General features: G+C 33.3%; 16 protein-coding genes. 15 read left to right on the forward strand and 1 reads right to left on the reverse strand.

Features of this window, described 5'->3' with window-relative positions:
- Positions 1–96: 96 nt before the first annotated feature.
- The 5 genes from ACHRVL_RS18185 (at position 97) to ACHRVL_RS18205 (ending at position 11496) form a co-directional block, all read left to right on the forward strand.
- Positions 97–807 carry a hypothetical protein gene (locus tag ACHRVL_RS18185; RefSeq protein WP_395414819.1) on the forward strand — a complete coding sequence of 237 codons (711 nt, stop codon included), beginning with the start codon at positions 97–99 and terminating at the stop codon, positions 805–807.
- Between the two features lie 649 nt (positions 808–1456).
- The gene (locus ACHRVL_RS18190) at positions 1457–4621 is read left to right on the forward strand and encodes a SusC/RagA family TonB-linked outer membrane protein (protein ID WP_395414820.1); all 3165 of its coding nucleotides are present in this window, start codon (positions 1457–1459) and stop codon (positions 4619–4621) included.
- Between the two features lie 17 nt (positions 4622–4638).
- A complete protein-coding gene (locus ACHRVL_RS18195) occupies positions 4639–6114 on the forward strand; it encodes a SusD/RagB family nutrient-binding outer membrane lipoprotein (protein ID WP_395414821.1) in 1476 nt (491 codons plus the stop codon).
- Positions 6115–6780: 666 nt separating this feature from the next.
- Positions 6781–9984: a SusC/RagA family TonB-linked outer membrane protein gene (locus tag ACHRVL_RS18200; protein WP_395414822.1), complete on the forward strand. Its 3204-nt coding sequence runs from the start codon at positions 6781–6783 to the stop codon at positions 9982–9984.
- A 9-nt stretch (positions 9985–9993) separates the two neighbouring features.
- On the forward strand, positions 9994–11496 hold the full coding sequence (locus ACHRVL_RS18205; protein ID WP_395414823.1) for a SusD/RagB family nutrient-binding outer membrane lipoprotein: 1503 nt from the start codon (positions 9994–9996) through the stop codon (positions 11494–11496).
- A gap of 177 nt (positions 11497–11673) precedes the next feature.
- Here the strand turns inward: ACHRVL_RS18205 and ACHRVL_RS18210 are convergent, their stop codons facing one another.
- Positions 11674–12579 carry a DUF6607 family protein gene (locus tag ACHRVL_RS18210; protein WP_089055850.1) on the reverse strand — a complete coding sequence of 302 codons (906 nt, stop codon included), beginning with the start codon at positions 12577–12579 and terminating at the stop codon, positions 11674–11676.
- 104 nt (positions 12580–12683) lie between these two features.
- Here ACHRVL_RS18210 and ACHRVL_RS18215 point away from each other — a divergent pair, with 104 nt between their 5' ends.
- From ACHRVL_RS18215 to ACHRVL_RS18260, 10 genes are all read left to right on the forward strand, one after another.
- Positions 12684–14798 (forward strand): TonB-dependent receptor plug domain-containing protein, encoded by a 2115-nt coding sequence (locus ACHRVL_RS18215; RefSeq protein ID WP_395414824.1) that lies wholly within the window; start codon positions 12684–12686, stop codon positions 14796–14798.
- Positions 14799–14815: 17 nt separating this feature from the next.
- Entirely contained in the window at positions 14816–15907 is a 1092-nt protein-coding gene (locus ACHRVL_RS18220) for an HmuY family protein (protein WP_370433374.1), read from the forward strand.
- Between the two features lie 233 nt (positions 15908–16140).
- Positions 16141–17622 (forward strand): SGNH/GDSL hydrolase family protein, encoded by a 1482-nt coding sequence (locus tag ACHRVL_RS18225; RefSeq protein ID WP_395414825.1) that lies wholly within the window; start codon positions 16141–16143, stop codon positions 17620–17622.
- An 82-nt stretch (positions 17623–17704) separates the two neighbouring features.
- Positions 17705–19036, forward strand: a complete 1332-nt coding sequence (locus ACHRVL_RS18230) for a GDSL-type esterase/lipase family protein (protein WP_395414826.1) — start codon at positions 17705–17707, stop codon at positions 19034–19036.
- 1 nt (position 19037) lies between these two features.
- Positions 19038–20717 carry an MBOAT family O-acyltransferase gene (locus tag ACHRVL_RS18235; protein ID WP_395414827.1) on the forward strand — a complete coding sequence of 560 codons (1680 nt, stop codon included), beginning with the start codon at positions 19038–19040 and terminating at the stop codon, positions 20715–20717.
- Between the two features lie 291 nt (positions 20718–21008).
- The gene (ffh, locus tag ACHRVL_RS18240) at positions 21009–22361 is read left to right on the forward strand and encodes a signal recognition particle protein (protein WP_395414828.1); all 1353 of its coding nucleotides are present in this window, start codon (positions 21009–21011) and stop codon (positions 22359–22361) included.
- A 125-nt stretch (positions 22362–22486) separates the two neighbouring features.
- Positions 22487–23374 carry a bifunctional 5,10-methylenetetrahydrofolate dehydrogenase/5,10-methenyltetrahydrofolate cyclohydrolase gene (locus tag ACHRVL_RS18245; RefSeq protein ID WP_395414829.1) on the forward strand — a complete coding sequence of 296 codons (888 nt, stop codon included), beginning with the start codon at positions 22487–22489 and terminating at the stop codon, positions 23372–23374.
- 219 nt (positions 23375–23593) lie between these two features.
- Positions 23594–24520, forward strand: coding sequence for a magnesium transporter CorA family protein (locus ACHRVL_RS18250; RefSeq protein WP_395414830.1), 927 nt, complete (start codon positions 23594–23596; stop codon positions 24518–24520).
- A gap of 315 nt (positions 24521–24835) precedes the next feature.
- Positions 24836–25450: a hypothetical protein gene (locus ACHRVL_RS18255; RefSeq protein WP_395414831.1), complete on the forward strand. Its 615-nt coding sequence runs from the start codon at positions 24836–24838 to the stop codon at positions 25448–25450.
- Between the two features lie 4 nt (positions 25451–25454).
- Positions 25455–25745 carry a transcriptional regulator gene (locus ACHRVL_RS18260; RefSeq protein ID WP_089055859.1) on the forward strand — a complete coding sequence of 97 codons (291 nt, stop codon included), beginning with the start codon at positions 25455–25457 and terminating at the stop codon, positions 25743–25745.
- Positions 25746–25773: the final 28 nt, after the last annotated feature.

Raw genomic sequence — 25773 nt, forward strand, 5'->3', positions numbered from 1 at the left:
AGTGTTTTTTAGGAAGCTAATCTTCTTTTTGTGTTATGAAAATAAAGCGAGGAAGCCGAAAATCGTAAGAGTAGGCACAATTCTAAAACCAAAACAATGATTAAAAAACCGTTATTTTTTATGATGCTTTTTATTGCATTTACTGCAGCGAAAGCACAAAATTTAATTTCCCCATCTTATGGATTTTCACACAGTAAAACAGCGTATATAACTTTGGCTGACGGAACTGAAATTAATGGAACTATTAGAGATATTGACAGAGACAAAGGATTAATTGAATTCATCAAATTGCAAGATGGAGCGGGAAAAAAACACAAACTAAAACCAGAAGATATTAAGTTTATGTATTTACCGCCAAGTGGACTTGATAATTTAGGAAAGAAACTAAATTTTCTTGAAGATTTCAAAAAGTGGAATGATGAGAAATTAAATCAAGATTTCTTAAACCAAGGTTACGCTTATTTCGAAACTGCTGACGTAAAAGTTAAAAAGAAAAATTCAAAATTATTAATGCAGCTTTTAAATCCTGGATTCAGTAAGGATGTTAAAGTATACTGCGATCCTTATGCAAAAGAAACTACATCTTTAGGAGTAGGAGGAGTTAAGTTTGTTGGTGGAGATGCAAAATCATATTATGTTGCTAAAAAAGATTCTCCAGCATTTTTATTAAAGAAAAAAGATTATAAAAAAGAATTTCAACCATTATGGGGAAGCTGTCAAAAAGTAATTTCTGATAATCCTGAGCCAAAATGGACAGATTTGACTAAACATATCGTTACTTATTCTGAGTGTGTTGATCCAAGTTAAGGTTTAACCACCGCATTCTTTAAAATTATAAAAAGCCAATAGTTGAAAAACTATTGGCTTTTTTTGTTATTACTGTAAAATGATTATAAAACACTAAAGTAAGATATATTTTTCTTTTATATTTTTGTAGGAAATAACCTTTATTTTTACTATGTTTGCTTCAGAAATCTAAAAAAACAAATCTTGTTTGGTAATGTAAGGCTCCCTTCTTATAATTATTATGTTTTGTTCTTTACAGCAAAACAACTATCTCTATAAAAAATCCGCTTTTTTGTCGTCAAATGTAGGATGAAAATATCTTCCTTATATTCATTTTTGTCTATTTTGAATTAGTAACCCTTTTAGTGTAAAAATGGTAAGGAGTTAAAAGCCGTCTAAATTTTTAGACGGCTTTTTCATGTTTGATGCAGTAGTTTTCCATTTTGTTAAGTGTACTATTAAAAATGTAGTTAATTTATTAATAGACTAGATTCTTTTCTTTTTTCTATCCGCTTTGGTGATAATTATAGGCTATTGCTTACTATTTGATTAAAATATATTTTTATTGTAGTATAAATATGTCATTTGATAATGTTAAATGACATATAAAACTTGTTAAAATTATTTTAATTTTATAAGTTCGACCCCAATAATTCTAAACAAAAAAATAATGAAACAAAAATTAAAAGGATTAATGATGCTTTTTTTTGTGCTTGCCTTGCAATTCTCTTTTGCGCAAGAAAAAAAAATTATGGGAATAGTTTCAGACAATATGGGAATGCCTTTGCCAGGTGTTAGTATACTTGTCAAAGGAACGAAGACAGGTACTCAAAGTGATTTTGACGGGAAATACTCTCTCAAAGCAGCTTCAGGTCAAGTTTTGGTATTTAGTTACATGGGAATGAAGACTCAAGAGGTAACTATAACTTCTACAACAATTAATTTAAAATTAGCTGATGCTGGTGCGCAAGAATTAGAAGGAGTAGTAGTTACAGCTTTGGGAATTAAAAAGGAGAAAAAAGCATTAGGATATGCTACTCAAGAAATTAAAGCCGATGAATTAACAAAGGGAAACAACAATAGTTTGGCTGGTGCTCTTCAAGGAAAATTAGCAGGGGTAAATATTACACCTTCAAGTGGTGCGCCGGGAGCTTCTTCTCGAATTGTAATTCGTGGAGCTCGTTCATTTACGGGAGACAACACTCCTCTATATGTAATTGATGGTATGCCGGTAGCTTCAACAGCTGATTACAGTACTGGAAACAGTGTGTCCGGGGCTGATAGTTCAAACAGGGCAGCAGACATAGATCCAAATGATATTGAATCTATCAATATTCTAAAAGGACAAGCTGCATCAGCACTTTATGGGCTTAGAGCTACAAATGGAGTAGTTGTAATTACAACAAAAAGTGGAAAAGGGGCTTCTAAAAACGGAAAACCTATCATAAATTTCTCTAGTTCAATGTCTGCTGAGAATGTTTCAAGAAAGATTGATTTTCAAGATCAATATGCACAAGGCGTAAGTGGTGGATATGCTCCGACAAATTCATACTCTTGGGGACCAAAAATTTCTGATTTGCCAAATGATAAGGCATATGGTGGTAATGTTGCAAACACATTGAATGGTGGAGATGTAACAGCTCACGCAGGTAAGTATTATGTACCGCAAAGAGCAACAGCAGGTTTAGATCCATGGGTGTCGCCTAAAGTATATGATAATTTTGGTGCTTATTTTAAGACCGGAACTACTATAAATAATTCTTTTAGTTTGACACAAGCAACAGATAAAACGAATTATGCTTTTAGTTTGGGCTCAACAAATCAAGATGGTTTTGTGCCTGCAACAGGTTATACACGTTATAATGCAAGAGCGGCGTTTAGTACGAAGTTATCAGACACATGGAAAACAGGATTTGTTGGAAACTATGTTACTAGTAAAACCGAAAAGGCTACAGGTGCAAATGATTCATCTGTTGCAGGTGCATTTGCAAGTCCAATAAGTTACGATTTGAAAGGAAACGGATATGAAAGTCCAACAGATCCTTATAAACAAATTTATTACAGACCAACAGGATTCAATAACCCATATTGGGCTGCTGCTCACAATATACATGACGAACAAACGGATCGTTTTTACGGAAACAGCTATGTCGAATTTGCACCAAATATCTCGACGGACGGCAAACACAAAATATCATTCAGATATCAGCTTGGCGCTGATGCTTACACCACTAACTATAGAGATATAGATGAATATGGGAATAAGCAGACTACAGCAGGTTATTTAGATATTTATGGAATTACATCCAGAATTATAAATTCATTATTCACAGTAAATTATGAATATAAAATTTCAGACGATTTAAATTTAACTGCTCTGGTAGGTAATGAAATCAATGATAAATACGAGAAGAGTTACGAAATGGAGGGGTATGATCTTAATTTTGGCGGCTGGCCTAATTTAGCCAATACGCAGCAAACTGTTGCTGTAGATAACATTGATAAAAACAGAACTGTTGGTTTATTTGGAAATTTAAATCTTTCATACAAAAACTTTATTTATCTAGGTGCTACTTTAAGAAAGGATGTTGTATCATCAATGCCGCGAGGTAATCGTTCATTTGTATACCCTTCAGTATCATTAGGGGTTGTATTAACAGAATTGGAAGCTCTAAAAGGGAATTCAACCTTATCTTTTGCAAAACTTAGAGGGTCTTGGGCCGAAGTAGGTCAGGCAGGAACTTATAAACAAAATTATTATTCAGTACCGACTTATGGAGGTGGATTTTGGACAAGTGCACCTATAAGTTATCCTCTTACTGGTGTAAATTCATATACACCATATAGTATAATGTACGATCCAAACCTAAGGCCTCAAAATACAAGATCTTATGAAGTTGGTGGTGAATTTCGCTTTTTTAAAGATCGTGTTAGTATAGATTATACCTATTCCAAACAGAACATAATTGATCAGATTTTTAATGTTCCTTTGGCAGGTTCAACAGGAGCTTCAAGTTTAGTAATGAATGGAGGAAAAGCTCATACAAACAGTCATGAATTGGTAGTAAGTGTTTCTCCTGTTAGAACTAAAGATTTTGATTGGACAATATCAGCAAACTTTACCAAAATAGACAATTATGTAGATGAATTAAAAGAGGGAGTGCCAAATATTTTCTTAGGAGGATTTGTAACACCACAAGTTAGAGCCAGTATTGGAGAACGTTATCCTGTTATTTACGGAACAGCTTTTGCAAGAGATGATAAAGGAAATATTCTAGTTGATGATAAAGGATTAGCTATTGCGGGAGAAACTAAGTCACTTGGTGAGGTAGCTCCAAAATTCAATTTAGGAGGGACAACTTCTTTCAGATACAAAAAAGTAACGCTTGCAGCGACTTTTGATTGGAAAAATGGAGGTGTAATGTATAGTGGGACAAATTCATTGTTAGATACTTATGGGTTAAGTGCAAAAACAGGAGATCGTGATGAACTGATGGTTCAAAAGGGAGTAACTGCTGATGGACAACCAAATACAAAAGGAGCAACTAAAGAAGCTACTTATGCGGTGTATTCAAATATTGCGGAAACTGCCATATATGATGCTTCTTTCGTAAAACTAAGAGAACTATCTTTGGGATACACACTGCCAAAACTTTCAACAAGCTTAGATTTACGTGTTTCTGCATTCGCAAGAAATGTTTTATTGTGGGCTAAAATGCCAAATTTAGATCCAGAAGCATCACAAGGAAACAACAACATGGCTGGTGGTTTTGAAAGATTATCTGTTCCACAAACTACAAGTATTGGAGTTGGATTGAATCTAACACTTAATTAATATAATTCAAAAAAATCATGAAAAAATATAAAGTCATATTACTTTTGGTGATGACATCAATTTCATTAAATTCTTGTTCTGAAGATAAAATGGATGACATAAACAAAAACGTAAATAAACCAGTAGATGTGGCGACTCGTTTTGCTATTACTAATGCGATGACAGGTACGGCATTTAGCGATACAGGTGCAGAATTAGCTTTTTATGCCGGTGTTTATGTAGAATTAAACGCTGGAGGTTCTGGTCAGATGTTTAATGCTGAAACAAGAAATGGGGAGCCTCAGAGTGCAACAACTTATAATAATTCTTGGAACAGTCTATATTCTAACATGTACAATTTAAAAATCATAATCGATAAATGTACAACTGGTGAAGAAAAAGGAAACTATACTACATTAGGAATTGCACAAATTCTATATGCTTATAATTTAGCCTTGCTGACAGATATGTATGGAGATGTTCCTTTCTCTGAGGCTTTTCAGCCAGGAGTATATTACACACCTAAACTGGATCGTCAAGAAGACCTATACAAAACAATTTTTACAACTCTAGAAGATGCTATTGTTAATTTAGGAAAAACATCTACTTATCCAGTTTTAGGAGCTCAGGATATAATTTACCCAGGCGGTACTGCTGCCGCTCCAAACAACTCTAAGTGGATAAAAGCGGCCAATGGATTATTGGCTCGTTATACACTGCATCTTTCTTTTAAATCTCCTGATTATGATAAAGTTTTAACTTATGCAAGTAAATCGTTTACAAGCAAAAGCGAAGAATTTAAGATGGTAAATAGTGGTATTCCAAATCCTTTTTATCAATTAAAAATTGCTAGAGGATATTTATTTTCAAGTAAAAGTTTGTCAGACAAGTTAAATGCCAGAGCAAATGACCCGCGTGCTACAGGTTATTTTCAACAAATTAGTAAAACAAGCGGAGCACCATTGACATACGAGTTTTTTGTAAATGGCGTTAGCCCGCAAAGCCAAAATTATTCGTATTCAGCTTTACTAAACAAAAGCAATCCGATATTTATGTTAAGTTATCATGAGTTATTGTTTATTAAAGCAGAAGCAGAAGCAAGAAAATCATCGAGTGTTACAAGTACTGCTAGTTTAACAGCGGCTGTAAGCGCAGCTTTTAATAAAGCGCAGTCTATTAATTTTTCAACAACAAATGCAGCAAGTTATGTTGCAGGTTTAAATATTACAACTAATGCTGATTTACTAAAAGAAATTGCAGTGCAAAAATATTTTTCATTCTATGAAGATGAATCTGTTGAGGCTTATAATGATTACAGACGTTTATTAGCAATGTATGGATCGGCAGCTGCACATCCAATTCAATTGGCAAACCCATTAAATGCAACTAAGTTTCCACTTAGATTTGGTTATGGAAATTCAGATGTATCTGCTAACAAGAATGTGAAAGCAGCATTTGGAGATGGAACCTATGTTTATAAAGAAAACGTTTGGTGGGCAGGCGGAACTAGATAATAATCTTTCTAAATTATAACAGTTTTAAAGGAGCATCCATTTTGTAATGGATGCTCTTTTTTGTTGTGATCATTTTTAATAACTGACATAAGTGTTTTTATTTTGTTGATTTACGACAGGTTGGTTTTTGTTTAAGTGAAGCTAAAGCGAGTAGCTCTAAATTATTGACTTTTTTTGCTGTTAATTTAACTTATAGTGGAATTGTGTAGGTTAATTCTTTCTTAAATTGTGCTGGTAATTTGTAGAGTGGTTTTTGTTGATTAAGATAATGTTTTGAGTTTATATAGAATTATAAATGATTGACATCTTTAAAAATATCTTCCTTGATCTTTTGTTTTAACTATTTTGAATTAGTAAGCTTTTAGTAAAAATAGAAAAAGGATAGTTAACCGTCTAAACTTTATTTAGACGTTTTTTTTTTTGCTTAATCTCTAAGAGTTTTTAGAAAATTTCTTAAAAAAATGCTTGTTACTAATATTCTGCGATTTTCTTTTATTCGGACTCTTTATGTGCTGTTTTGTAAGATTTGTTTTTATTTATCGTATTCAGCAAGCCTTAATTAGATTAATATTCGCACATTTAATAATGTTAAATAATATATAATTCTTGTTAAAATTATTTTAATTTTTTAAGTTCGATGCCAATTAATTAAAAAAAATAAAAACAATGAAACAAAAATTAAAACTATTAGTAGTACTTTTTTTTGTTCTTGGTATGCATTTAATAGCAGCTCAAGAGAAAAAAATTACAGGAACAGTCTCTGACAATGCGGGAGTACCTTTGCCGGGAGTTAGTGTATTAGTGAAAGGAACTAAGCTGGGAACTCAAACAGATTTTGATGGAAAGTACACAATTAAAGCCAGCACAAATCAAGTTCTAATTTTTAGTTATGTAGGAATGAAAACACAAGAAGCAGTTGTGAATTCTTCTTTGATTAATATAAAATTAGTCGATAATACCACCGAACTTGAAGGAGTAGTAGTAACTACTGCAATGGGAGTTAAACGAGAAAAAAAATCTTTAGGTTATGCAACACAGCAAATTTCAGGTAAAGATTTAGATGGCGGGGCAGGGAATGCCAATGTGGCTAATCTTTTAGCAGGTAAAGCTGCGGGTGTTGAGGTTTCGAGGAATACAAATTTTGGAGGTTCAACAAACGTAGTAATTCGTGGGAATAAATCTTTAACAGGAAACAATCAGGCTCTTTGGGTGATTGATGGTGTACCGGTAGATAATTCAAATTCGAATACAACGACTCAGATGAGTGGACGTGGAGGATATGATTATGGAAATAGTGTTTCTGATATCAATCAAGAAGACATCGAGAGTATAAATATTCTTAAGGGAGCAGCGGCAACAGCTTTGTATGGATCTAGAGCAGCTAATGGAGTTGTTATGGTAACAACAAAAAAAGGAAAGAAAGAAGACAAGAAAGTTGGATTTACTTTTTCAAGCAGCTTTACTGTAGGGACAGTTGACAAATCGACGTTTCCTAAATATCAAACTAAATATGGATCTGGATATGGAATTGGAAGTTCCTTTCTTGATGCTGAAAGCCCTATTCCTACCGTCGATACTTCTAATGACGCTTCTTATGGAGATGCTTTTACTGGACAACCTGTTTATCAATGGGACGCCTTTACTCCATATTCAAAAAATTATGGACAAGCAACTCCTTGGAGCGCAGCTAAAAATGGACCGATTACTTTTTTTAAAACGGCTCAGACAAATGTAAACAGCTTATCTCTTGAGAAAGCTACCGAAAGATCGAGCCTTTCATTGTCTTATGTAAATACACTTCAATCGGGGATTTTACCAAACAGTGAATTAAAAAAGAATCAGTTAAGTGCTAGATTTAGTCAAAAAATTACAGACAAATTAACCGCAAACGCATATGCTGCCGTTACGCTGCAAAGTACTGTTGGTAGAAACTCTACGGGTTATAATGATAATATTTTAGGGAATTTTAGACAATGGTGGCAAACCAATACTGATTTAAAAGAACTGCAAAATGTTTATAAAGCTTCTGGCGGACAAAACGTTACTTGGAATTGGGCAGATCCAACTTCGGCAGAAGGTTTAGTACCAGCTTATTGGGATAACCCTTATTTTACTCGTTATCAAAATTATTCTTCAGATAATAGAACGCGTTTATTTAGTTATGCATCTCTAGATTATAAAATTACAGATTGGTTAAGTGCTTTAGGTCGTGTATCTCTAGATACATATAAAGAACTTCAAGAAGAAAGAAGAGCTGTTGGTTCTATTGCCTCAGGTTTTGGATTATCTCCTGTTGATGAAACTTCAGGTTATCAGAGATTTGATAATAATTTTCAGGAAATTAATTACGATTTCATGTTGAATTTCAATAAAAAATTTGCTGAACATTTTAGTTTGACAGGAATATTAGGTGCGAACGTGAGAAGAAATGATAAAGAAAGTGTGCTTTCATCTACAATTGGAGGTTTAGTGACACCAGGAATATATGCATTATCAAATTCAAGATATGCATTGCCTTTTCCTACAGAAGCAAAATATACGAAACAAGTAAATGGTATTTATGCTCAGGCCTCTTTAGGTTACAAAGACACCTATTTTTTGGATGCTTCTGTTAGACGTGATGAGTCTTCGACACTTCCTAATGGAAATAATTCGTATGTATATCCTGCAGTTTCGGGATCTATTTTATTCTCCAATTTAATGAAAGCTGAATGGTTGAATTTAGGGAAGTTCAGAATGAATTATGCAGAAGTAGGTAATGATGCAGATGCATTGCAACTAACAAATACTTATACAAGAAGTTCTAATTTTAATAATGAACCAATGTATACTCTACCTAATATTAATAAAAATCCTAATCTAAAACCTGAAAGAACAAAATCTTTTGAAGCTGGTTTAGAAACAAGCATGTTTAATAGACGTTTAGGATTTGATGTTACCTATTATAAGACAAATTCTGTAGATCAAATTGTATCTGCAGCAGTATCTTCTGCATCAGGATTTACAAATGCAGTTGTAAATGGTGGTAATATTGAGAATAAAGGGTTAGAAATTCAAATTATGGGAACTCCTATTAAAACAAAAGATTTTAGTTGGGATATTATTGTAAACTGGTCTAACAACAGAAGTAAAGTTGTTTCATTGCCAGGAGGTATTGAGAATTTACAATTAGCATCTTTTCAAGGAGGTGTTACAACCAATGCAACTCTTAATGAAGCTTATGGAAGTATAAAAGGAACAGATTATGTTTATACAAATGGTCAGCCAACAATAGATCAAAAAACAGGGAAATATATGATCACAACTACGTCTGATAATACAATTGGAAACATTACTCCCGATTGGATAGGTGGTGTGAGAAACAAGTTTACCTACAAAAACGTTTCTCTTGGTTTTTTAATCGATACTCAAAAGGGAGGTGATATCTTTTCTTTAGATATGTACTACGGACTAGCTACTGGTTTGTATAAAGAAACTGCTGTGGGGACTATTCGTGAAACAGGTATTTTAAATGCAGGAGTTGCTCCTGATGGAACTCCAAATAAAGTGATATCGCAGAATCCAGGTGTTTATTCTAATAACTATGGTTACTTAGCAGAGCCGGCAAAAGCATTTGTTTACGATGCTTCTTATGTAAAATTAAGAGAGGTTTCTATTTCATACAATTTTCCTAAGAGAATGTTTGAAGGAACATTTGTTAACGCTGCGACATTTAGTTTGTTAGGTTCTAATTTATGGATAATAAGTAAAAATCTGCCATATGCAGATCCTGAGAGTGGGTTGTCATCTGGAAATAACTCAAGAGGTTATTCTGTTGGTTCATTGCCTACAACAAGAGACATTGGATTTAACTTAACATTTAAATTTTAATACAATATCATGAAAAAAATAATTTATTTTTTAAGTGTTTTAGCACTTACAAGTTCTTGTAGTGATTTGACGGACTTGAATACAGATAAAAAAAATCCTTCTGAGGTGCCCGCTGCTTCACTTTTTACCAGTGCTCAAAAAGGTATTGCGGAGCAAGTTGTTAATACCAGTGTAAATAAAAATATATTTAGACTAGTGAACCAGCAATGGACTGAGACTACTTATATAGATGAATCAGTTTATCAATGGACAACCAGAAATATCTCAGGAAATCATTGGAATGCTTATTTCTCAGGAACAACAACAAATGATGGATCCTTAAGCGATTTAGTGATGGCAAAATCGGCAGTAGAAAATGAATTTATCTTAGCTTCTGATCCTGATTTTGCAGCAAAGACTGCAACAAAAAAGAATCAACTTGCTTTAATTGATATTTTAACGGTTTACTCTTATCAGATTTTAGTGGATACTTTTGGAGATATTCCCTATTCAGATGCATTAAAAGGTTCAGGAAATTATCTTCCAAAGTATGATAAAGCAGTAGATATTTATAAGGATTTAATTGTACGTCTTGATAATGATATTGCCAATATTGAGACAGGATATAGTGCATTTGGAAATGCAGATGTTATTTACAGAGATAATTTAACTTCTTGGATAAAATTTGCAAATAGTATTAAATTGAAATTAGGGATAAATCTTAAAGCTTCGGGCTTAGAGGATGCTATTGCTGATGCTGCAATTATTTCTGCATCAAAAAATGTATTTGCATCTAACGCTGATAATGCGAAAATAGCGTACGAGAAAAATGTACCAAATACTAATCCGCTTTTTGTAGATTTAGTTTTTGGAGGCAGACATGATTTTGTACCAGCGAAACCATTTGTGGATGCATTAGTTGCTAAGAATGACCCTAGAACAAAAGCTTATTTTGCTCAAAATTTACAAGACGAAGATGGAAATCCGTTGCCATATAAAGGCGGGGTGATTGGAGTTAAAAATAGTTTTGGAAAATTTACACATATCAGCGATCTAATTCAAGCACCCGATTTTAAAGGAACTTATTTGGATTATGCAGAAGTTGAATTTTTATTAGCAGAAGCAGTAGAAAGAGGTATTCCAGCAGGTGGGACAGCAGAAAGTCATTACAATAATGCAATCAAAGCTTCAATGCAAGATTGGGGAATATCAACAGCTGCTGCTGATACTTACTTAGCGCAGCCAACAGTTGCATATAGTACTGCTGTTGGGACTTGGCAGCAAAAAATTGGCGAACAAGCATGGTACGCCATGTTTAATAGAGGTTTTGAAGGATGGACATTTACAAGAAGGTTAAACTTTCCAGCCCTTACGCCGCCGCCTAACGCTGATGCGGCTGCAAATGGACAAATCCCTTCAAGAATGGCTTACCCAATTAGAGAACAGACTTTAAATGCTACAAATTACAATGCGGCTGCGGTTGCAATTGGGGGAGATAAGTTATCTACAAAAATATTTTGGGATAAAAACTAAATAGTTTTAATCTTTCAAAGTAACTATGCATTGTTTGATTTTAACTATTTGAAGTAGTTTTAGTAAAATGATTAAATGCTAAACCGTTTGAATTAAATTTCAGACGGTTTTTTGTTTACAGTAAAAAGCCGATAGTCCTAAAACTATCGGCTTTTTTACAACTAACACAAACATTTTTTATTTTACGAACTTGTTGATGATTGCATCACTCTCCGCTTTTGTTGCGTTTGGTTTTAAGTCAAACAAAAGTGAGTAAAGTGCTTTTCTGTCAACTTTAGCTTCTAAGTTTAAATCCTGATGTCTGTCGAATAAAGTTTGCCACTTATCACGAACATTTTTCCAAAGTGCATTGTTTGCAACCCACCATTTTTGACCAGCGATACATTTAATATCTGGTACTTTTGTGTAAACATCAAATCCTTTTTCTTGAGCTAACAAAACATCTTTTCCGCTGTCATCTCTAACCAATTTGTCATTATCTTGCTCATGATTCCAGCCAGTTGCCGTGATTTCATGAATGTTTCTTCTTTTTAAAACATTGTAATCATTACGGTGTGTTTGCTCTCTTCTTGGTAATGGTGCATCAGCAACGTTTGCCCAATAATCTTTTCCGTCAACATGTACCCAAGTTGATGATCCTTCATATCTTGGACTGTCATCTACTTGATATACTTTTTGAGTCCATTGTCCTTTTACAGCTTTTTTATCCAGTTTTTTATACTTCCAAGAAGTTCCTTTATCAAAAGAGTATAAGTCTGTGTTTTCGTAAAGCCAATCTTGTCTCCAGTGTTTAATAATCATGTCATCACTTACAATTAATAAGTGCTGCATCACAATTTTGTTTGGAGTATCTTCTAGCAATTCTACCCATTCTAAAGCAGATTCATGCTTAGTTTGTGATGGTTTGTATGTTGCTGAATCTTTAGCATATTGAAAAGTTTCTGCAAAATTAAATTTCACTTCATAACAACCGCACATCGATTTGATCGATTTAATGTCTTGCTGTTTTTTTGCGTCCTGACTGAAACCAAGGCTGCATGTCAAAGCCATAATGGCTGAAAAGTAGAGGCTTTTTGAAATCATAACTTATTGTTTTGTTTTTAAATTTTTGCAAATATATAAATTTTATTTAGAACAATTAAAAATAGTTATATATTTGCACCGATTATTAAGACTGAATAAAAATAATGAAACTAAAATTTATCCTTTTTGCAGCATTGCCTTTTTGTCAAATTTCTTTTGCACAGCAAAAAGATACTATTACCTCACGAGAAAAACTTTCTGAAGTTGTTGTTACTGGCCAGTTTGAGCCACAATCAATTAAGAAGTCAGTATTTAATGTTCGTGTGATTTCAAATCAGGATATACAAAATTTAGCAGCAAATAATTTGGCTGATGTTTTAAATCAATATTTAAATATTACAGTAAGGCCAAGTGGAACAAGCGGTCGATCTACAGTTTCTTTATTTGGATTAGATGCGCAGTATTTTAAAATTTTGATAGATAATGTTCCATTGGTTAATGAGGCAGGTTTAGGAAATAATGTTGATTTATCGCAAATCAATTTAAATGATGTTGATCATATTGAAATTGTTGAAGGTTCAATGGGAGTTACCTATGGAGCTAATGCTGTAAGTGGTGTTTTAAATATTATAACCAAAAAATCTTCGAAATATAAATGGGGAATTACAGCATCAGTTCAAGAAGAAACTGTTAGCGATGAATATTCTCTTTTTAAGGAAGGACGCCACGTACAGGCTTTAAAAGTATCTCATACATTTAATAAAAATTGGTATTTTTCATTAGGTGCCAATCGAAATGATTTTCAAGGCTATTTGAGTGATAAAAATGGAATTGATTATAGTGAAAATGATGGTACAAGAGGATATAGATGGCTTCCAAAAGACCAGTTAAACGGTTCGGCAGTAATCGCATACCATAAAGATAATTTTCGATTTTTCTACAAATTCGAGTATTTGGATGAAAATGTAGATTATTATAATAGTACAGTACAATCTGGATACAATTCTACTTTAGGTTCGTATCGTTATGCAGATGACAAACGATATTTAACAAATCGTTATTTTCATAACTTAAATGCGACAGGTAAACTGTTTTCACAATTGAATTACAATGTTTCTCTTTCTCATCAAAAACAAGCACGTGATGTAGAAGACTTTAGATATTACTTATCTACTAAAACAGAAGCAAATAATGTTACGGTCAAAGATCAGTCGATGGAAGTGCTTTATTCTACAGGAACATTGAATAACTTTTTTTCAGACAAAAAAGTTGATCTGCAAATTGGATATGAGTTTGTCAATAATCGTGGTTATTCCCTTGTTCAAGAAGCAAATAACATTATGTCCCCTGTTCGCAAAACACTTGAAAATTACGATTTCTTTGCTTCTTCAGAAATTATGGCAACGCAGCGATTTTCTATTAGACCAGGAATACGATTTTCTGCACAATCTCAATTTGATAATCAATATGCCTCATCTCTTGGTTTGAGATATTTGTTTGATAAAGGGGTGGAACTTCGAGGTTCTTACGGAAGCTCATTTAGAACGCCGACTTTTGAAGAGTTATATTCAAAGCAAATATTTGATGGACATTTTTTTACCGGAAACGAAAACCTTATTCCAGAAACAAGTATGTCTTATGAAGCTAGTCTTAAAAAAACAACCATTTTTTCGTCAGGAATTCAACTTTCAAACACCTTTGCAGGAAGTTATTTAGATGTTGATGATAGAATTGATATGGCTTTGGTAAGATTCAATCCTGATACAGGTAATCCAGAATACGAATACGTTAATATCAGTAAATACAGAATGTGGAATTTCTCGACAATGAATCAATTTAAAAAAGACAATCTAACTTTTAATTTTGGAGCAGCGATTGTTGGAATTTCTCAAGAGATAAAAAATCAAGAATTTACATCAGATGATAAGTTTCTTTATTCCTTTAATTTAAATGCAAGTGCATCGTATATAATTCCGAAATGGAAAACTATAATTTCTGGTTATTATAAATACAACGGCAGAACACAGCAGTTTGTTGAAGGTTCGTCATCTTATCTTTTGTCTACAATCGACCCAAGCAATTGGCTTGATGCTTCAATTCGACAAAATTTCTTTAAAGATCAATTTGAAGTCACTATAGGAGCAAGAAATATTCTTGATGTTACCAATGTAATACAATCAGGAACAAATCAAAATGCGGTGCATGCTTCACCAGGAGAAGTAATGCTTGCATACGGTCGTTCCTATTTTTTAAAATTAGCATATAACCTTAATCTTTAATATAAATACAGAATACAATGAAAAAACTTTTATTTTTATCAATCGCCCTATTGTCGCTGGCTGCATGTTCAAGTGATGATGATAGTACTCCAGTTGAAGTTCCAACAGTAGGAGAAACGTTGAAAGAATCAGTAGGCGGAGCAAATCAGCCAAATCAAGTTTATCTTGATTTAAGTACTGCAGAATCTAAATCTGTAAATAGAGGAGCTTGGGATTTTGGATTTTCTACAGGTACAGATTTTAGAGTTATCCTTAATGGATCACTTAAAATGGCTGTTAAAAAATTAGAAACATCTGATATTACAGTAGCGCAAGAAATCGATACAAAAGTTTTAGCAGGAGGAGGAGAAACTCTAGCTTCAAACGGATATGTTGATAATCCTACAGGGGTTTTGGCAGGAGCAGGAGCAGGTATCGGTACTGCAATTGCAGAAATTTCGGCAACAGATGCTGATAACAAAGTATATTTAGTAAATCTTGGATATGCAGTAGGTACTGCAAAGGCAAATGTTGGTAATGTTGCAGTTGATGGAGATCCTAGAGGATGGAGGAAAGTTAGAATTTTAAGAAGCGGTAATGGATATAAAATTCAATATGCTGAATTAGCTTCAAAAACATTTACAGAAAAAACAGTTTCTAAAGATGCTGATTTTAATTTCACATTTTTTAGTTTAACTTCAGGAAATACGGTTTCAGTTGAACCTGCAAAAGCGAAATGGGATTTAAACTTTACTGTGTTTACAAATTATTTAAACATGGGACCTAGCGGTGAAGTTACTTACGGATATTCAGATTTTATTACTACAAATTTAAAAGGAGGAACGCAAGTTTATCAAGTTTTAGTTTCTGCAGGGGGATCTTATGCTGATTTTACAAAAGCAAAAGTTGTAGAAGACAGCTTTAAACCTTCTGTTACAGATCAAAGAATGATTGGAGCTAACTGGAGAAATGGCGGAGGACAAAACGGTTCATTACCAAGTATTAGAACAGATCGTTTTTATGTAGTTAAAGATGCTGCAGGAAACTATTATAAAGTTAAATTCCTTGCAATGACAAATGATGCAGGAGAAAGAGGTAATATTGTTTTAGAATATGCTATCTTAAAATAATCCATGAATAAAAACATTAAAAATTCAGTTAATCATTAGCTTTGTTTTTTTATTTTTTTTTTGATAAAGAGGTTAGATTTTTCTAGCCTCTTTTTTTTGTTTTCTTTATTGTTAAAATGAGCAAAAAATGAATGATTTAATTCTATCTTTGCGCATTATTTTTTTCAAACAGAATTAACAAGAATTTTGATAATTAGTTCTTGAAATCCTACCCTTCAAATTATAATTAGTAAGTGAATACAAAATCATATTTCTTTCAGTCTTTTGCAATCGTAGCATTAGCGTTTGTTGCTTTCATTGGATTTAAGCAAATCTTGCCAGATAAGATTTTTTCTGACAGTAAAGTAGATTCAAAAAATGTACTAATCGACAGTCTGCTTCTAGAGTCTGTCGCAAAAGATTCTTTGTCTTCAAAAAGCGACAGTATTGAGGAAAGCGAACGTAAACTTGGGCAGGAAAAAATTGTTTATGATGCATCTGAAGGAATCGAATTTCCGTCAGAAACATTTGATAATTATAAAGGATATCAATACTTGATTTCTTTTTACGAAAAATTATATCAACTGGAACAAAATCCGCAAAGTAAAGTCCGAATTGCTTATTATGGAGATTCGATGACAGACGGGGATTTAATTGTACAAGACGTTCGAACAAATTATCAAGATCGTTTTGGCGGAAATGGAGTAGGTTTTGTGCCTATAACATCAGAATCTGCAGCTTCACGCGGATCAGTAAAATCGACTTATTCTAAAAACTGGAAAACCCAATCGTATTTAAATGTAAAAAGACCAACAAGTCCTTTTGGTGTAAACGGACACGTGTTTTTTGCAAATGACAAATCAAACACTACTTGGGTTCAATACGAAGCCGGGCTTCCAAAACATACAAAAACCTTAGATAATCCAACGTTATTTTACGGAAGATCTTCTAAAAAAGGAAATGTAAACTTTATAATAGGAAAAGATACGTTGCGAAAAACTCTAGCCCCAGGTAATCTGGTCAACAGTTTAAAAGTGACTTCAGGAAGTATAAAAGCATTTAAAGCAAATTTTATTCACGCCGATTCAATTCCAATTTACGGATTTAATTTTGACAACGGAAGTGGTGTTCATGTTGATAATTTCTCTCAAAGAGGAAATTCAGGGCTGCCAATTTCTATGTTTGATGCTAATGTGATGAAAGCTTTTAATAATAGCTTAAAATACGATTTGATTATTCTTCATTACGGAACCAATGTATTGAATTATGGAACCAAAAATTATTTTTGGTATGAAAAAGGAATGACAAAAACCGTTAACAAAATAAAAGAATCATTTCCAGGAGTTTCTATTTTAATTGTTTCAACCGCAGATAAATCGACTAAATATGATTTAGAGATGAAAACAGATTCTGCCGTAGTTCCTTTAATGAAAGCGCAAAAAAGATATGCATTAGAAACAGAATCAGGTTTTGTTAATTTGTATACCTTAATGGGTGGTGACGGTTCGATGGTAAAATGGGTTGACGAAGCTCCAGCAAAAGCCAATAAAGATTATACGCACTTTAATCAAAGAGGTGCAAAAGCAATTGGTAATTTGTTGTACAATCAATTAAATAAAGGTTACGAACAATATAAAGTTTTACGTGAAAAACGCGAATCAGGCGTTACAGCTAGAACAAGTAAAAAGCCCAAAACAGATTCCGTATCTGTAAAAATAGACAGCGTAAATGAATAGACTAATTATTTTCTTTTGTTGTCTTTTTTTCTCAACAAACGATAAAACTCCTAAGACAGATTCACTTTCAATAACAAAAAATATGATTCATAAGATTGATACAGCAGTAATTGAGCCTATTTCAGGTAATCAAATTTATAATGCAGTTGTATTAGAGTCGTTTTTTAAGAAAGTAAAGGATAATGAAAGCAATAATAATCATAAAATAAATATTGCTCACATTGGAGATTCTCATATTCAGAGTGATTTAATGACGAATGAAATCAGGAAAAATCTCCAGCAAAAATTTGGAAATGCTGGGCGAGGTTTAGTTTTTCCTTATCAATTGGCAAAAACAAACGGTTCTTACAACGAACGTTTTTATTCAAATAGAGCATGGGAAAGCTATCGCAATATTCATCCTTTTAAAAACTGTCCTGTTGGTTTAAGCGGAATTGCACTTTGGAGGGATAATGACGGTTTTGTTGTTGAATTGAATATTAAAGATGCAGCTTATAAATTTAATTCCATTTATATTATAACACCTCAAAATCAGGATATGTTTAATTTGGCGGCATCAACCCAAACTAAAACAATTCAGACAACTGAGCGAAAAGTCATTACACATAAAATAAAAAAAGGAGAAGCAATTTCGACAATTGCAGATAAATACAATGTGTCGATTGCCGAAATAAAAAGAGACAATCACTTAAAATCTAATAATATTCGTGCTGGAAGAACATTAAAAATTTCAACCAACGAAACTAGACCAAAGAATATTGTAAGTTCAGAATTTGTCACTTTAGTTTTAGAATCTGATTCGTTTTCTCATACCTACCATTCAGACAAACCGTTGGATAAGATTTATCTGCTTCCTAACAAAAATGCAGAGAAATATGAGCTTAACGGAATTGTTTTAGAAAAAGATGCTCCGGGGATTATTTATAGCGGAATTGGTGTAAATGGAGCAAAGTTTTCAGATTATAATAAATATCCTTTATTTTTTGAGCAGTTAAAATCATTGCATCCAGATTTGTTGGTTCTTTCGCTGGGAACAAACGAAAGTTATGATCATATGGAAAGTGCTGCCTATATAGGAGAATTACGCGATTTTATAAAAAAAGTAAAAGAGCATAATAGTAATGTTTCTATTATAGTTACAACTCCACCGCCTTCACTGCTCAAAGCTAGAAGACCAAATGTTTACATCAGAGATTACGCAAAAAGTATTCTTGAAATTGCAAAAACAGATGGTTTTGCAGTTTGGGATTTATATGGAGAACTTGGTGGAATGGACGGAATTCGAAATCTGAAAACTACCGGATTAATTGGGCCAGATTGGGTTCATTATTCCAAAAAAGGATATGAAAAACAAGGCAGTTTGTTTACAGAGGCATTTTTAAAAGCATACGAAAATTTTAAATTAAAGAATTAAATTGATAACAATAGACAGCATTAATGATTGGTTCATAGGTCATTTTGGTGCAATTACAATAGAACAAGTAAGAAGCTGGTTTATTTATAATCCAGACGAAAAACTATTATTTAATACGGGATTATTCTTAGGATTATTTTTGGTTTTTTATTTTGTGTATGGTTTTTTGCGCAAAACATTTTATTTAAGATTAACCTACGTTATTCTCTTCTCGCTTTTCTTTTATTATAAGTCAAGCGGAATTTACTTTTTACTGTTGCTGCTCTCTTCAGTTGTGGATTATGGGTTAAGCCAAATTATCTATAATGAAACAAAAGACAGTCGAAAAAAACTATATCTGGTTATAAGTGTAATTCTAAATTTAGGATTACTTGGATATTTCAAGTATACCAATTTTATGATTGCGACCTACAATGATATGTTCAATGGTAATTTTAAGTTCCATGATATTTTCCTTCCTGTCGGAATTTCGTTTTATACTTTTCAATCAATGAGTTATATTATTGAAATTTACCGCGAAGAAATTAAGCCTACAAAAAACTACATCGAATATTTGTTTTTCGTTTCATTTTTCCCGCAGCTGGTTGCCGGGCCAATTGTGCGTGCCAAAGATTTCCTGCCGCAGATTTATCAAAAATTAAATCTAACAAAAGAAGATGTCAACAACGCTTTGTTTTTGATTATTGGAGGATTAATTAAGAAAACAGTAATTTCAAATTACATTTCAGTAAATTTTGTCGACCGAGTTTTTGATACACCAATGAGTTATACTTCGTTCGAAAACTTAATGGCATCTTATGGTTACGCTATCCAAATTTATTGTGATTTCTCTGGATATTCAGATATGGCAATAGGAATCGCTTTATTACTCGGATTCAAATTACCAGCTAACTTTAGAACACCCTATAAATCTACATCGATTACAGATTTCTGGAGAAGATGGCATATTTCGCTTTCAACTTGGCTAAAAGATTTCTTGTATATTTCTATAGGTGGAAATAGAGAAGGATCATTTGCAGGATATTTATTTCCGAGTTTATTCTTTTTTGGATTGCTGTTGTGGGGAATAACAAGTTATAGCACTAGTGTAATTCCGTTAATAATTGCATTTGGTTCAATTGCACTTTTTTGTTTGTCTTTTTTACTTTCAAGCAAACGCCGACAAACTTTAGTGACAAATCTGAATCTATTTACAACAATGCTTTTAGGAGGATTATGGCATGGAGCAGGAGCTCAGTTTATTGTTTGGGGAGCATTACACGGTTTAGCATTGGCCGTTCATAAGATTTTTATGGAATTTTTTCCATCTAAAAAAGAAGGTTCAAATTTTTTATGGAGATTCTTTTCAATAGTGATTACATTCCATTTTGTAGTTTTCTGCTGGATCTTTTTCCGCGCAAGAGATTTCGAAACTGCTTTACAGGTAATTAACAATATTGGTCAGTTAACTTTCGAACCAGAACATTGGCAGGCCATAATTTTAGGCTATAAAAATGTGTTTTTATTAATGCTTTTTGGATACGTTTGGCACTTCTTACCAGAAGTAATAACAGATAAAATGAAATTTGTTTTTGATAAAACACCATTATTATTAAAAGCTGTAATTCTAGGTTTTGTTTACTGGATTGTTTACGCAACAGCGGTTGCTGGTTCACAGCCGTTTATTTACTTCCAGTTTTAAAATAGTAGGTTCATAGATACAAAGTCACAAAGGCGCAAAGGTTTTATTCTTTGCGCCTTTTTTGTTTCTCGCAGATTTAGCTGATTTTTGTGTTTACTTTAAAAAAGTAATCTGCCCAATCTGCTAAATCTGCGAGAGTGAAAAAATAATTTTCACAATTAGGGAAATTCGTGCAATTCGTGGCAAAAAAACTTTGCGTCTTTGTGCCTTTGTGGCAAAAAATGCGTATAAATAAAAATTGCCTGAAATAGCTATTTAGATTATCTTTGCACTTCAAATAAAGAAAATAGTATGTTTGATAATTTAAGTGATAAGTTAGATAAAGCGTTCCATATATTAAAAGGACATGGTAAAATTACAGAAGTAAACGTTGCCGATACCTTAAAAGAAGTTCGTCGTGCCTTGCTTGATGCCGATGTTAACTTTAAAATTGCCAAAGATTTTACAACCAAAGTAAAAGAAAAAGCAATTGGACAGGACGTTTTAACAACGCTTCAGCCAGGACAATTATTGGTGAAGCTGGTAAAAGATGAACTGACTGAATTAATGGGAGGTGATGTTGCCGGAGTTAATCTTTCTGGAAATCCTTCAGTTATTTTAATGTCAGGATTACAAGGTTCTGGTAAAACGACTTTCTCAGGAAAACTTGCGAATTTTTTAAAGACTAAGAAAAATAAAAAACCACTTCTTGTAGCGTGTGATATCTACCGTCCTGCGGCGATCAATCAGTTACATGTTGTTGGAGATCAAATAGGTGTTGAGGTTTACTCAGAGCCAGAAAATAAAAATCCTGTTGAAATTGCTCAAAATGCAATCAAACATGCAAAAGCAAACGGTTTTAATGTTGTAATTGTCGATACAGCCGGACGTTTAGCAGTAGATCAGGAAATGATGGATGAAATTGCACGTGTACACAAAGCAATTCAGCCACAGGAAACTTTGTTCGTTGTCGATGCAATGACAGGACAAGATGCTGTAAACACAGCAAAAGCCTTCAACGATATCTTGAATTTTGATGGAGTTATCTTAACGAAATTGGATGGAGATACTCGTGGTGGAGCTGCAATTTCGATTAAATCGGTTGTAAACAAACCAATCAAATTTGTTGGAACAGGCGAGAAGATGGAAGCAATTGATGTTTTCTATCCAGATCGTATGGCGGAGCGTATTCTTGGTATGGGAGACGTTGTGTCGCTTGTTGAAAGAGCTCAGGAACAATTTGATGAAGAAGAAGCTAGAAAACTTCAAAAGAAAATCGCTAAAAACGAATTTGGTTTTGATGATTTTCTAACGCAGATTCAACAAGTAAAGAAAATGGGTAATATGAAAGACCTGGTTGGAATGATACCAGGAGCTTCAAAAGCCATGAAAGATGTAGAAATAGAAGATGATGCTTTTAAACATATTGAAGCCATCATTCACTCAATGACACCAATCGAAAGAAGCAAACCAGCCATAATCGACGTAAAAAGGAAGGCCAGAATCGCAAAAGGTTCCGGAACCAAAGTTGAGCAGGTAAATCAGTTAATGAAGCAGTTTGACCAAATGAGCAAAATGATGAAAATGATGCAAGGTCCGGGCGGAAAAAATCTGATGAAAATGATGGGAGGCATGAAAGGAATGCCAGGCGGAATGCCGAGATAATAAAATTAAAAGTTTCAAGTTTCAGGTTTCAAGTTAGAGACTGAAATTTGAAACTTTTTTCGATAAAATAAATATTAGTTTCGCAAATAACGTGAAACATGAAACTTTAAACCTGAAACAATACAATGCAACTACTAGACGGTAAAAAAACATCAGAGGATATTAAAAATGAAATTGCAGCCGAAGTTCAATCCATAAAAGCAGCCGGAGGAAAAGTACCTCATTTGGCAGCAGTAATTGTGGGAACAAACGGAGCAAGTTTAACTTACGTAGGAAGTAAAGTAAAATCTTGCCAGCAAATTGGTTTCGATTCAACTTTAGTAAGTTTACCGGAAGAGATTACTGAAGAAGAGTTGTTAGCTAAAATTAAAGAGTTAAACGAAGACGACAATTTAGACGGATACATCGTTCAATTGCCGTTGCCGAAACACATCGACGAGCAAAAAATTTTATTAGCAATCGATCCTGATAAAGATGTAGATGGTTTTCATCCAACAAACTTTGGTAGAATGGCGCTTGAAATGGAAAGTTTTATTCCAGCAACACCATTCGGAATTATGGAATTGCTTGAACGTTACAAAGTTGAAACTTCAGGAAAGCACACTGTTGTAATTGGAAGAAGTCATATCGTAGGACGTCCAATGAGTATTTTGATGAGCCGTAAAGGAAATCCAGGAGATTCAACTGTTACTTTAACTCACAGCCGTACTAAAGACTTAGCCGAATTTACTAAAAATGCCGATATTATTATTACAGCTTTGGGAGTTCCTGAATTTTTAAAAGCCGATATGGTAAAAGAGGGAGTAACGGTTATCGATGTTGGAATTACGCGTGTAGACGATGCATCAAACCCAAAAGGTTATGTGATAAAAGGTGACGTAGATTTTGATGGCGTAAGCAAAAAAGCAGCATTCATTACGCCAGTTCCAGGTGGAGTAGGACCAATGACAATTGCAATGCTATTAAAAAATACACTTTTAGCGCGCAAAATGAGAAGTGCAAAAAATAAATAATTTACTTCAAAATATTATAATAAAGCCTATTCAAAAGAATAGGCTTTATTGTTTTTAGTATTTAATTAATAGTTTAAAGTTTCGGTTCTTAAAAATAAAGGATACTTTTGCACCACTAAAAAAACGCTTATCCAAATGGACGATTATTATTCGTTAGTATTAAATTAAAAGCAGCTTCTGAAAATTTCAAAATGCTGTGATAACACCCTGTATTTTGAAATGAAAGCCTTTTACACAAATGATAATGGATTACTAGAAGTCTCAAAATGGACTCCAAATTGCTGGATTAATATTGAAAATCCATCCGAAGCAGAAAAAAAATACTTACTCGAAGAACTTCAAATTCCCGAAGCTTTTTACAATGATATAGAGGATATCGACGAAAGACCCCGTATCGAAATCGAAGACGGATGGACGCTTATTATCATGCGTGTTCCTATAAAAAGCAACGATATAAAACTTCCCTTTCAGACTATTCCGCTAGGCGTAATTTTTAGAGGTGATATCTGCGTAACAATTACTTTTTATAAAACAGAAATTATACATGATTTTATGTTGTATTCACGACGTAAAAACATTCAAGTTAAAGACAATTTCGATTGGGTTTTAAGGTTGCTTTTATCATCAAGCGTTTGGTATTTAAAATATCTAAAACAAATAAATCAGAAGATAAGACTAGCAGAAGACAATTTAGAAAAATCAATTAAAAATGAAGAGCTGCAGGCATTGCTGCAAATCGAGAAATGTTTGGTTTTCTTTATTACCTCACTAAAAGCAAATGATGTCTTGTTTCATCGTGTAAAAAATCTGCGCGCGCATAAAACAAGCTATGATCCTGATTTGCTGGAAGATGTCGAAATTGAATTAAGTCAGGCACAGGATACAGCCAATATTTATAGCAATATCTTGACAGGAATGATGGATGCATATGCATCTGTAATTTCTAATAATATGAATGATATTATGAAGCAGATGACTTCGATTTCTATTATTTTAGTAATTCCTACTTTAATTGCCAGTGTGTACGGAATGAATGTACCAAATGGTTTAGAAGAAAGTAAATATGGTATTTGGATTATTCTTTTTATTTCATTTCTATTATCAGCATTTGGGGTGTATATGTTTAAAAGAAAAAGATGGTTCTAAATAAAAAAAATGAAAATAATATAAAAGCTTATTCATGAGAATAGGCTTTTTCCATTTTAGGCATTGGGCGTGACCGTATTTGCAAAAAGGCGCTCCAATCTCGCCGCATAGGTGCGCCTTTTTGCAAATACGGTCGGGCTATCCATGCTGCTTCGGCAGCTTATTCCTATCCCTCACGCAGCTTACCAGACCTTGTGTTTTCTTGCATAGCTTTCAAAACTTTACAGGAATCTACATTATTCACGAAAATATTTTACACTTTTTATTTGCCAATTCAAAATAAATAATAACTTTGTACCGCAAAGTACTTTTATTATGAATCAGAAACACCAAGAAGATTTAGCACACATTCGTTCCATGATGGAGCGTTCTTCAAGATTTATATCCTTAAGCGGGCTTTCGGGAGTCTTTGCTGGACTTTCAGCCTTAATAGGAGGTTTGTATGTGTATCAGCTATTTAAGCTTAATGGTATTGAGTATTTTACAGATGAGCATGTTTTGCTTTCAGGCAGTTTAGTTTCTCATTTGTTTTTGACAGGGATCATAATATTAGTCTGCGCTTTTGTATTTGGAGCCTTTTTTACAATCAGAAAAAGCCGAAAATACAATCTGCCAATTTGGACATCTGCAACAAAAAATATGCTGTTTAATCTTGCTGTTCCGCTTACTGTGGGAGGTATATTTTGTCTGGCTTTAATGTATCATGGAAACTATGGTTTAGTTGCACCATCGACTTTGATATTTTATGGACTTGCGGTTGTAAATGCAGAAAAATATACTTTCTCAGACATAAAGTATCTAGGTTTTTCTGAACTTGTTTTAGGATGTATTTCACTTTTTTATATTGGATATGGATTGATATTTTGGATCATTGGATTTGGAATCCTGCATATTGTATACGGATTAGTGATGTTCAAAAAATACAAATAACCTAATGGGAATTATTGATAAACTAAATAAAGATTTTGAAAGCCGTGTCAGACTGGGTATTATGTCCGTTCTGATGGTTAACGACTGGGTAGATTTTACCGAGATGAAAACGCTTTTAAATATCACCGATGGTAATTTAGCAAGTCATTCCTCTGCATTAGAAAAGTCTCAGTATATCGAAGTTAAGAAGGAATTTGTGGGTAAAAAGCCTAAAACATCTTATCAAGTAACACCGCTTGGCCGCGCGGCGTTTAAAGAACACCTTTCTTATCTCGAAAAATTAATGAAATCGTAATAACTATATTTTTTTGTCTAATAACTTT

The organism is Flavobacterium sp. FlaQc-28, from assembly GCF_044007415.1.
GTDB lineage: Bacteria > Bacteroidota > Bacteroidia > Flavobacteriales > Flavobacteriaceae > Flavobacterium.